This window comes from Agrobacterium tumefaciens (assembly GCF_013318015.2).
Taxonomy (GTDB): Bacteria; Pseudomonadota; Alphaproteobacteria; order Rhizobiales; family Rhizobiaceae; genus Agrobacterium; species Agrobacterium tumefaciens.
In genome coordinates this window covers 492651-503962 of record NZ_CP115843.1, presented here as the reverse complement: position 1 = coordinate 503962, position 11312 = coordinate 492651, and the positions used below count along the sequence as shown (strand labels likewise).

General features: G+C 57.5%; 11 protein-coding genes. 3 read left to right on the top strand and 8 right to left on the bottom strand.

What is annotated here, in order from left to right; all coding sequences use genetic code 11:
• Positions 1 to 9: 9 nt before the first annotated feature.
• From deoC to G6L97_RS25585, 7 genes are all read right to left on the bottom strand, one after another.
• Positions 10 to 969 carry a deoxyribose-phosphate aldolase gene (gene deoC, locus G6L97_RS25615; RefSeq protein WP_026330875.1) on the bottom strand — a complete coding sequence of 320 codons (960 nt, stop codon included), beginning with the start codon at positions 967 to 969 and terminating at the stop codon, positions 10 to 12.
• 19 nt (positions 970 to 988) lie between these two features.
• Positions 989 to 1927, bottom strand: coding sequence for a ribokinase (rbsK, locus tag G6L97_RS25610; protein WP_149916692.1), 939 nt, complete (start codon positions 1925 to 1927; stop codon positions 989 to 991).
• Positions 1928 to 1952: 25 nt separating this feature from the next.
• Positions 1953 to 3035, bottom strand: a complete 1083-nt coding sequence (locus G6L97_RS25605; protein ID WP_013637543.1) for an aldose 1-epimerase family protein — start codon at positions 3033 to 3035, stop codon at positions 1953 to 1955.
• 4 nt (positions 3036 to 3039) lie between these two features.
• Entirely contained in the window at positions 3040 to 4038 is a 999-nt protein-coding gene (locus G6L97_RS25600; protein WP_003517006.1) for an ABC transporter permease, read from the bottom strand.
• Between the two features lie 14 nt (positions 4039 to 4052).
• Positions 4053 to 5030, bottom strand: coding sequence for an ABC transporter permease (locus G6L97_RS25595; RefSeq protein WP_003517007.1), 978 nt, complete (start codon positions 5028 to 5030; stop codon positions 4053 to 4055).
• A 13-nt stretch (positions 5031 to 5043) separates the two neighbouring features.
• Entirely contained in the window at positions 5044 to 6543 is a 1500-nt protein-coding gene (locus tag G6L97_RS25590) for a sugar ABC transporter ATP-binding protein (RefSeq protein ID WP_065662796.1), read from the bottom strand.
• A 71-nt stretch (positions 6544 to 6614) separates the two neighbouring features.
• Entirely contained in the window at positions 6615 to 7661 is a 1047-nt protein-coding gene (locus tag G6L97_RS25585) for an autoinducer 2 ABC transporter substrate-binding protein (protein WP_003517012.1), read from the bottom strand.
• 338 nt (positions 7662 to 7999) lie between these two features.
• On the opposite strand from G6L97_RS25585, the gene G6L97_RS25580 reads away from it, so the two are divergent.
• The 3 genes from G6L97_RS25580 (at position 8000) to G6L97_RS25570 (ending at position 10100) form a co-directional block, all read left to right on the top strand.
• Entirely contained in the window at positions 8000 to 8728 is a 729-nt protein-coding gene (locus G6L97_RS25580; RefSeq protein ID WP_174004272.1) for a DeoR/GlpR family DNA-binding transcription regulator, read from the top strand.
• 294 nt (positions 8729 to 9022) lie between these two features.
• Positions 9023 to 9646, top strand: coding sequence for a hypothetical protein (locus G6L97_RS25575; RefSeq protein ID WP_174004287.1), 624 nt, complete (start codon positions 9023 to 9025; stop codon positions 9644 to 9646).
• 265 nt (positions 9647 to 9911) lie between these two features.
• Positions 9912 to 10100: a hypothetical protein gene (locus G6L97_RS25570; protein ID WP_236773688.1), complete on the top strand. Its 189-nt coding sequence runs from the start codon at positions 9912 to 9914 to the stop codon at positions 10098 to 10100.
• Positions 10101 to 10492: 392 nt separating this feature from the next.
• On the opposite strand, the gene G6L97_RS25565 is transcribed toward G6L97_RS25570, so the two are convergent.
• A complete protein-coding gene (locus G6L97_RS25565) occupies positions 10493 to 11116 on the bottom strand; it encodes a pyridoxamine 5'-phosphate oxidase family protein (protein ID WP_035200808.1) in 624 nt (207 codons plus the stop codon).
• Positions 11117 to 11312: the final 196 nt, after the last annotated feature.

Here is an 11312-nt window from a genome sequence, read left to right as displayed (position 1 = left end):
TTTCAGTCCTTATGCAGCAGCGTGATGGTGAGCGCTGGAATAGCGACCGGTTACGAAATGTTCGAGCTGCCGCTCGATATCGCCAAGCATCGAGCTGGCGCCGATGCGGAACAGGTCCGGTTCCAACCAGCGATTGCCCAGCTCCTCCTTCATCAGCGTCAGCCACGACAACGCGTCCTTCGCTGTCTTCAAGCCGCCTGCAGGCTTGAAGCCGACCATCTGGCCAGTCAGTTCGCCGTAGTCGCGCAGCGCACGCACCATGGTCAGACTGACCGGCAGAGTGGCGTTGACCTCCTCTTTGCCGGTCGAGGTTTTGATGAAGTCCGACCCCGCCTGCATCGCCACCATCGAGGCGCGATAGACATTGGTCAGCGTATTGAGATCACCCGTCGCCAGGATAGCCTTCATATGGGCGTCGCCACAGGCTTCACGCATCGCGGCGATCTCGTCATAAAGTGCGGTCCAGTTCTGCGTCAGAACGAACTCGCGAGTAATAACGATATCGATCTCCTTAGCGCCCTGCTCGACGGCATAGCGGATTTCTGCCAGCCGCTGCGGTAGCGGAGTGAGGCCGGAGGGAAAGCCCGTCGCCACCGATGCGACCGGAATAGTCGTGCCTTCCAGTGCCTTGATGGCATGGGGCACCATGGTCGGATAGACGCAGACGGCACCGGTTGTGATACCGGCGTCAGCAAGACCGAGTGCCTCAAGAATGTCGTCCCGAACCGGACGTCGCGCTTTCGCACACAGTCGGCGCACACGACCGGGCGTGTCGTCGCCGGACAGCGTTGTCAGATCGATGCAGGTAATCGCCTTGATCTGCCAGGCAACCTGATATTCCTTCTTGACCGAGCGCCGGGTGGTGATTGTTGCTGCCCGCCGTTCGGAGGCACTGCGATTGACCGATACATCTTCAAACCATTCCGGTTTGAGAGCCGTGCCGTTGTTTCTGGGGAATGCTTCGCTCATTTTCTGTCCATTCTTCTGGTCAGGCTGCGGCATTGGCATGTTCGCGGCAGAATGCCTCGAACTCTTCGATGCTGGCGTAGGCCTTCTGTGTTCCGGGACGGGTGATGGAATGCGCCGCATAGAGAGATGCCTTCTTCAGTGAAGACACGACCTCTCCCGTTTCGGCATAAAAGCGGGCAAAGGAGCCAATAAAGGCGTCGCCAGCGCCGGTGGTGTCTTTCGGCGTTACCTTGACGGGCTCGATATTGACGATCTCATCTGACGTAATCATGCGCGCGCCACGTCCGCCCAGCGTCACGATGACGGTACGGATACCGCGTGCGATCAGGGAACGGGCGGCAGTGATGATTGCTTCGTCGGTCTCGGTCGGCAAGCCGGACAGTAATGCCAGCTCGCTCTCGTTCGGAACGAGGAACGTTACCTGGCGAATACGCTCCGGATCGAGATTGGCAGCGGCGGGCGCAGGATTGAGGATCGTCTCGATACCGTTTTGGGCCGCAAGTTCGATGGTGTGATAGACTGTCTCAACCGGCACTTCCATCTGCATGAGGATCAGACCGCACTGTTTCAGATCGGCGGCCGCCTTGTCGACCTCTGCCGGCAGAAGATCGGCATTGGCGCCCTTGACGATGAGGATCGAATTCTCGCCAGACTGCTCGACGAAAATCGGCGCGACGCCACTGGACTTGCCGGCAACCTTCACCACGTGACGCGTATCCACGCCGAAGCTCTCGAGATTGCGAATGGTATTGTCGGCGAAGACATCTTCACCGACCCGGGTGACCATCATGACGTCAGCGCCAAGACGCGCCGCAGCCACCGCCTGATTGGCGCCCTTGCCGCCGCAACCCATTTCGAAGGCGGGAGCTTCGAGCGTCTCGCCCGGTCCGGGCATACGGTTCACATAGGTGATAAGGTCGACCATGTTGGAGCCTACGACCCCGATTTTCTTGCTCATGCCGAAATTCCCTGGATATCCTGTTTCAAAGGGCGCTGATCCTGGCGCCGAACTGATCGGCGGCAGCGCAATCGAGATAGCCGAGCCGTACCGGAAACGCCCTGCGTTCGCCCGGTGCCAGGCTCTGCACGTTGTTCTTGGCCTTCTCCGCCAGATAGCCCTCCGGCTCGCAGGTCGACGGCAGGGCAAATGCGGCAACTTGCGAATCCCCATTGACCAGGATCCAGCGCACCGTCTTCGGGAAGGCGGCAAGCGGATAGGAGATGGCAAAGCCATCGCCCTCACGCCGCTGCATCATCAGATGCGTAAGCCCCTCGCCGTCCGTCGGCAGGCCGTTAATGTAAAACACCTGTTCGGGGTCGTAACGTTGCGGCTCGTTAAGCACTTCCATGGCTGAAGGCTGCTTTGCCAGCGTCTCCAGCAGGGAAAGATAATCGGGGTTTGGCGTCACATGGCCGGGCACGGCCGTGCGCACCTTCACCTGCTCCGGCGTATACGGCACGGGCTGAACGATGCGTGCACCCTCGGCATAAGCAAAGTTCACATGGCACATATACATGAGGTCCATGGGCGCTGATGACAGGTTCTGGATATCCATGACCATGTCAAAAAGCGTGTCTTCAGCGTGCAAAGTCACGCTGGGGCGGGCGAGATAATTGGCGCCGAAGCCCATGACATATTCAACTTCGCCTGTTACCCGAACATAGGCGCCGCGCGCGTCGTGGGCGACGACAAAACCGGCCTTGTCCATGGCGGCACAGGGCATTTCACCGTGCAGGGGGTGATTGTCCTGCGGCGACGGGCAACCATTGCGCAGCATGCCACTGTGGAATGCAAAACACCCATAGGTCTCGACGATTGAACCTGCCGGTCGTGGTATGGCAAAGCGGCTTCCCATGGTCAGGTCGACGCCGTTGAACGCCACGCTCCAGATCATCTGCCCCATGAAAGGCAATATGACGATCCGGCCGAGGCGGTTGTCCAATTGCAGTGCCTCAATGCCGGTGGCATAGCGGAAGGCGGTGACCTTCAGCCCATCGGTTGCGGCCAGAAGATGCGGGACGTCTGTAAAGTCCTGCCTGCGGAGATGAAATTCCGTCGCCTGCATGAGATCACCTGCCGGGGTTGCGCCACGCATTGATGGCGATGACGAGAATGAGGAATGCCCCCCAGATGAAGTCGATAAGGTGGTTGGAGAACCGCATCATCTGGAAGCCGGAGGAAAGCAGCATGAGGGCGATCAGTGCGATGGCGATGCCAAGAACCCGCCCCTTTCCGCCTGCGGGATTGGTGCCGCCGAGTACCGCGATCAGCACCGCCTGCAACAGATAGGACGCACCGTAGTCGGATTTCGCTGCATTGGTTCGGCCGGACAGAATGATCCCCGCCAGTGACGCCAGAACGCCGGTCAGCATGTAGGAATACAGCATCATGCGATCTTTGCGGATGCCGGCAAACACTGCGGCCCGCGGATTGGTCCCGATCAGCATCAGGTTGATGCCAAGCGTCGAGCGCGTCAGCAGGATAGCCACGATGATGCACACGGCGACGAACAGCAGGAACGGAGTCGCGATGCCGAAGATTTTACCGTTACCGATCCAGTTCCATGCATCGGGAAAACCGACGATTGCCGGCCCGCCGGTCATCACCAGTGCCAGTCCCATCAAGACCTGGCCTGTGCCAAGCGTGGCAAGGATCGGCGTAATGCGCAGTTTCGCGACCAGCAGGCCGTTGACCAAACCGGCCAGCAAGCCGACTGCCATGGCGAGCAGGATGCCAAGACCGGTGTAGAACACCATGCCCGACGTAGAGGACTGCCCTGCCTGAACCATGGTGGAATGGAAATAGACGCCGGCGATGATACCCGCCAGATTGGCAATGCCCACCACGGAAAGATCGATGCCGCCGGTCAGCATGGCAATCATCATGGCGATGGAGAGGATCCCCAGTTCGGGCATGATATAGCTGATGGACTCGAAGTTGTAATAATTCAGGAACTTGCCGGGGTTCATCCAGGTCATCAGCGCGAAGACGATGACGGTGATCACAAGGAGCTGAAGGATGTTGTTGTCGTTGCCGAGAAGCCGGCGCATATCGAACGAATTTTTCATGATGCGCTCTCCCGTTACGCTATGCTTTTGCGATCGCGCCATGCGGTGATGGCGGTGGCGACGATGATGATCAGGCCGACAACGACGCGCTGCCAGGTGGTGTCCACCTTCATGATGATCAGTGAGTTTTTGACCATCACCAGCATGAACACGCCCATCAAGGTGCCGAGAACCGTGCCGCGTCCGCCAAAGATCGATGCCCCGCCCAGAACCACGGCCGCTATCACGTCGAGTTCGAGACCGACAAAGTCACGCGGGTTGGCAAGCCAGATCATCGATGAGTGCAGCAGCCCTGAGAAACCTGCCAGCGCACCGGCAACGCAGTAGACAAAGAAGATCGTCGCGCCGGTATTGAAGCCAACGCGCTTGGCCGCTTCGGGCGAGCCGCCATAGGCATAAACACTGCGCCCGATCATGGTGTAGGTGAGGACGAGGTGGATAACCAATGCCAGACCCATATAGACCACAAACATCGCGGTCAGTCCGAAAGTCGATCCCGTGGCCGACGTCAGCGAGATGACGTCGGTTTTGCCGAACCCGATCAGTTCCTTTGGCATCTTGTTGATGTTGACGATGCTGGTGCCGACGAGGCCGAGAACCAGACCGCGCACGATCGATCCGGTTCCAAGCGTCACGATCAGCGGGATCATCCTAAAACGGTGGATAATGAAACCGTTGAACGCACCAAGAGCCAGCCCTATCAGCGTTGCCGCAACGAAGGGAACGAGCACGCCGTCATAGCCGAGATAGACCATGGCGCGCACAGTCAGATACATCGCTGCAATGGCAAAGGCCGTGAACGAAACATCGATACCGCCGGAAATCATTACCAGCAGGACGCCGAGCGCCATAATGCCGATCACGACATTGGAACGCAGCAGCCCGAAAATGTTGTCCAGCGACCAGAATGCCGGGTTGATAGTACCAATAATGACCATGGCCGCCAGCAAGACGCCGGCAATAATAAACTCTGTGCTTCTGAAGAATTTCATGTTTTGCGGCCCCTCAATTCAGCGTCTTGAGCCGGTCATTAACGGCGTCTTCGGTCATGCCTTCTCCGGACAATTCGTCAACGAAACGGCCGCGGTGCATAACCACCACGCGATTGCAGTTCTGCACCAGTTCCGGGACATCGTCGGAAATCATCAGCACGGACAGGCCTTCCTTTTCGGCCAGTTTGCGGATGATGTTATGAATCTGTGCTTTGGAACCAACATCGACACCGACGGTCGGGCCGTTCAGGATCAGCACTTTGGCGCCCGTCAGCAGCCAGCGGGCCAGAACCACGCGCTGTGCGTTGCCGCCGGACAGATGGTTGACCGGCGTGTGCGGTCCCGGCGCCACGATCTGCATGGCCGAGAACATATCGCGGGTCGTTTCGTCGGCCTTTTTACGATTGATGAAGAGACCACGGACAAATTTCTCAATCGACGTGACAATGATATTGCGCTCGATCGATTGTGTCAGGAATAGCCCCTCGGTCAGGCGGTCCTCCGGAACATAGGCGACACCGCAGGCAATACCTTCCTGAACGGTCCTCGGGTGAACCTCGCGGCCTGCAAGGCGCACTGAACCTGTAAAGTCAGGGCGCATGCCAAACAGCGCCAGTGCAAGTTCGGTACGACCCGAACCGATCAAGCCCGAAATACCGACGATTTCGCCCGACCTCAGCGTCAGGTCGGCATTTTCCACCGAACCCGGAACCGAGAGATTGCGCACTTCCAGCACCGGCATGTCGGCGCCCTCCCGAGGAGCCCACTGGTAGCTGTGGGCGGTCAGTTCCTGCCCCGTCATCGCGCGTGTGATTGCCGGCTCGTCGAATTCGGCAATCGGTCCTTCGGCAACCTTCTTGCCGTTGCGGAAAACGGTCAGGCGCTCGCTGATTTCGAGCATCTCGCGCATCTTGTGGCTGACAAAGAGAACGGCAATGCCCTGCGCCTGAATATCGCGCACGATCTTGAACAGGGCATCGACCTCGTGGCGCGTTAGCGCCGTCGTCGGCTCATCCATGATGATCAGGCGCGCATCGGCCATGAGAGCGCGGGCGATCGCCACGATCTGCTTGCCCGACGTGGGCAGGCTTTCGACATCCGCATCAAGATCGATGCTCACGCCGAGGCGGTCCAACGCCTTTTGAGCCAGCTGACGAACCTGTCGCCAGTCGACCGTCTTGCGGCCTTCCATCAGGAAGGTATTGATCGCCAGGTTTTCGGCGACCGTCAGGTTACCGAACAGCGAAAAATCCTGATAGATCACCTGAATACCGTGGTGAACGGATTTTACCGGATCGAGTTTGCCAACAGGCTTCCCGTCGATCAGAATCTCGCCGTCCTCGGGCGTGTAAACCCCGGACATGATTTTGATGACGGTGGATTTACCGGAACCGTTTTCACCGGCAAGGCAATGGATTTCTCCCGGGCGAATGCTCAGCGACACGTCGTCGAGCGCCTTCACGCCGCCAAACCGCTTGCCGATATGGCGCAGCTCGATCAGATTTTCAGTCATAATGGCCTCGTGCAAGGCTGGAAAACACGGGGTGTAAGGAGAGAGGGTTGCCCCTCCCCCCGTGGTGCGGATCAGAAGTCGTACTTGTCCATGTTTTCTTTGGTCACGCCGACCCAACCTGCGCCATAGAGCAGATGTGGCTTGGAGGCGTCAGGAACCAGCAGGCTTTCGTAACCGGGCAGGCCCATATTCAGGCCGGCCTTGATCTGCTCGTTCTTCTTCTCGAGAACCGCGACAGCCAGCATGTTCATGGCATAACCGGCAACGGCCGGATCCCAGAACTGAATGTACTGGATGTTATCGTTCTTGATGTATTCGCCGGCAACGGAAACCAGGCCCGTGCCCGAGAAGAAGACCTTGCCCGACAGACCGCCTTCGGCGATCAGGCGACCCGCGCCTGCCGATGTCGGCATCGGCGCGCCGAGAATACCGGTGATATCAGGATAGGCGGTCATCGCTTCCTTGAGTTTGGTGTAGTCGGTATTGGCGTCGTCATAGGTTTCAAGCCGCTCGGTCGCCTGCGACATTTCCGGGAAGTTGGCCTTCTGGTACTCGACGGCGCCATCGATCCATTCCATCTGCGACTTGGACGTCAGACTGCCAACGGTGGCGACATATTTGCCCTTGCCGCCCATGGATTTGCCGAGCTCCTTCATCAGGTTCGCGCCATAGGCCTTGTTGTCGAAGGCTTCGATGTCGAAATCGACGTTCTGGATATTGGAAGCCTCATGGCTGATGACGACAATGCCGCGATCGCGGGCTTTCTTGAGCACCGGTTCCACCGCTTCCACCGAGAACGGCACGATGGCGATGGCGTCAACGCCCTGCGCGATGAGATTTTCAACAATCTGTACCTGGGCGGCGGCATCGGCCTGACTTGGGCCAACCATCCAGACATCGTTTCCGGTATCGCCCTTGAACTGCTCGACGCCATCGCGCATGCGGTCAAACCACGCGATGCCATCCACCTTCACGACGGTCGCAATGGTGTATTTCTTGCCACTCGCCGCGGTGATCAATTCCTTATTGACCTTCGATGTATCGACGGCGCTCTGCGCAAAGACAGCCGACGCCGAAAGCGTGGCAGCAAGCGCGATGGTTGCGAAAATCTTGTTCACGGATAACTCCTCCCTTTGAAACTGCACTGTGCCGGACCTATTCCAGTCGCAGCACCCGACAATGGTCGATCCCTAACGCCGGTATCCGCTCCTCACGCGTCCGACGCCTCCTCATTCTCCCGGAAAAGGCTTCCCACGCCCCGGTAGATGGACCACGATGTGACCCAGAAACCTGTTGTCTTCCTCTCCCGATAATGCGAACTATTATGATACAATCCGATCATTATGTTTCGATCGTTTCATGTTTGTTGTTCTTCTGTCAAGCGTAGAGAGGGGCGATTGCAAGGAAACTAACACCGAAATATGAAGCGCAGGGACAAACCGAAAGCGGAGATAAGGTGAGCAGAATAAGTGCACACAATGCCAGGTTGGACGCACTGGCCGGGCTGGTTCAGGAAACGGGTGTCCTGAGGCTGCGGGACGCAGCGTCCCGGCTTGGCGTATCCGAAATTACCATTCGCCGCGACATTGCCGCCGACGGTCAGCGGCTTAGCTGTCTTGGCGGCTACATCATTCCGGTTCAGGATGGCGCCATCAGCAGCGACTATGTGCTCGAGCAGGAGAAGGACAGCCATGCAACTGCCAAGGCGCGCGCCTGCACGCAGGCGGTAGCTCTAATCGAACCATATGACACTGTATTCATCGATTGCGGAACGACGATGCCGCATCTGGCGCGGCAAATTCCGGCAAACGCCCATGTCACGGTCATCTGCTATTCCCTCAATGTTGCAGAGGAGCTGGCGAGCAGAACCGATGTCCGCCTGATCATGCTCGGGGGGGTCTATCATCCGGAAGCGGCTTCGTTTTCGGGTGATGAGGGTATCGAGGTGCTGAAGCGCATCAATATCAACAAGGCATTTTTGTCTGCCGGTGGCGTGGACGAACAGCATGGCGTCACCTGCTCACATTTTCATGAAGTGCCGATCAAGCAGATGGTTATGCAACGCTCGGTTCAAAAGCATCTGGTGGTGGACAGCAGCAAATTCAGAAAGGTGCGAGCCGCGCGCTACGCTGCCATAAGCGACTTCAACTCAGTTATTGCAGATCAGCCTTCACCCTGGGCTTGAGACAAACCGACAACGAGGGCTCCCAAATAAGCCTCGGCAGAGAGAGCTCAGCGATATCTTTCGCCCCACCAGGGCGAACATCACCGCAGTCCGGCCAGAAAGCCGGCAGAACGCCCCTGCTGCTACACCATTCTTGCGTATCTTGATGGAAGATTTCAGCAATACGAAGGGAGAAGAAAGATCGGCTGATGTTCATCAGACTTGTCTTTCATGCCTCGTAGCAAGTTGGCCGAGTGAACGAGTGCCATCAATTAGCTGTTTGACTTGAACGCGCTCAAACACCATCTGTGCGACATGCCGAAGCATGAAAAACATCACATCGAACTGATCAGAACATGGACCCTGCCGGCTACCGTGACAATGGGGTCGGCCGTTCGCGCCAAAGGCGTCCTTCAAGAAATACAGGCAAGGCTGCCCGCTCATGCAAAAAAGTTGATCTCGCTCGAAGGAGTTGATCTCACCCTGGCGATGACGGCCAGTGAAAAGACCGCGTTCAATGCAGCAGCGACCATCGTCACAAATGTGGTGACGGAGGCCGCTGCACTGCCGGTAATCCCGCGCGAAATCGAGGACATCCTGACTATCAAGACGAGCGAGCGGCATCGTTGGCTTGCCGACGGTCGCCTGCCGAGCGCGGGGACGCGAACGGTCAGACTGAACGGCCGCGCCCGTCAGATCACGTTCCATGTCTTTGACCCCAAGGTGGTCGAAGACCTTCTCGACCGTGGCGTTGTCGACGAATGGCGGGTGGAGGATGCAGAGGCGAAAGCCGAAAAGAGGCGGCGCGCAGCATATCAGGCAAAGCTGACACGGTCGCTCAAGAAGAAGGTTGCGAAGCGGCCAACGACGTCTTCCGATGATCCGGCCTCGAAGCTCGGCGGCTGGGAGGAGTTCGACGTGGACGGACTGCTTCGTTAAGCACTTATGCCAACACTCTTGGTATCACGCGCGATCACAGCACCTGGCCTGACATTTCATCGACAGGGTCAATGTTGCAGCGGCGATCTTTGCCGTGAAAGAACATTCGTCGGCAGGTTCAACGCCGGAGCATTTTAAGCTCATCGGTTTAGAAACAGGAATGTTGGGTTATACGCCGGCCTACGCTGTAAACTATGCCGCTCTGCGGATCGGCATTGAAAACCACGTATCTTCGCTGCGGGCAGACTAGGTCAAAGGAGGTTTTATGGCACTCGAGGATATCGGTCTTGCGTTGGACGTTGTCTTTGGTCACGACTGTGCGGTTTCGATCAAGGCTTTGGTTGCATCGGAAGCCGTTTCGCGTCACCATCGCTCTTGCGGCCTCCAGGCTGACACCTACCGCATCCAGCTTGCTTACGTCGCGATCATGCACAAAATCAGGTACTTTGGTTAGTCCGCATCCGCTGATACTCAAGCACGCAGCCACTATCACTGAAAAACGGAACATTTTCTCTCACTTTTTGTGCTTGCCTGATGGCTTGCTCCGATACGCATTGGCACAAGCCTCAAGGCAGCGGCTCGGCCAACATTCTTGGCCGTTCTTCCACAATTACCGCGATCGACACAAGGCGGTCGGAAGCGTTGTGACGGCCTCACCGCAAACTCGAAGCCCGAAAGCTGACAATTATTTCCGGTAGACCGTGAGTACCCCATGAGGCTGATCACTGCAGGTGTTGCGCGCACTCAAAGGAGCGGCCAAGAACGCCTGCCAGATATCCTAACAGACGGCAAGCAGGACTTTCTCCACCACGCTGAACGGGGGACATGGTGGTCGTAGAACTTCATTCATGTTTGAAGTCCTCCCAACTGTGCTCGCAAGGCTGCGTTTTCGGTTTCTAATTGCATCAGTTTTTCACGAAGAGGAGCGACTGCCTGCTCGACCTGCTGTTGGGTGTAGCGCGGAGTAATATGCTGGGGGCAGTTCCAGTCGTACGCTTCAAGCCGAAGCCTGAAAATCCCCTCCGCACGGCCTTTATATGTGGGGTCGGATACCAGATCGTTGAGCGTCGGGTCGGCATCAAGTGTGAGCCGATCTACATGGACATAGATTTTGAGCCTCGCCCTTCGCGCGTAATCCATCAGAAAAAGACAGGCCCGGTCATTGGCAGCCAGATTGCCGGTGCTGATGTACTGTCGGTTACCGCGATAATCGGCAAAGGCCAGAGTTCGTTGATCAACGACTTTGAGAAAACCGGCATTGCCTCCACGATGTTGAACGTAGGGCCAGCCCGTTTCCGAGACCGATGCCATATAGAAGCTGTCACGTGCGGCGATGAAAGCGATCTCGTCTTCTGTGAGGGTATCGGAGGGACGGCTATCATTACCCAACCAGATCTGGTCCACGCCCATGGCAGACTGAGCGGCTCTGACGCTTGGCGTCACGGCGACTTCAAGAAAATGATATGGCATGTCTCAATCCCCTGTTAACGCAGGCTCGCACCGCTGTGTCCCGGTGTGAGCCTAAGTTGTCTTATAGCAAGCCCGATTTTTTTGCGCTGCTATATCCTTCAGATCTGGCGTAGACGTTAGTCCTGCAAGCCCTAGCCTGCAACTTGCCAACGCATCTCGCCGCGATCAGCGACGATCCGACCAAGGCCCGGGAGAG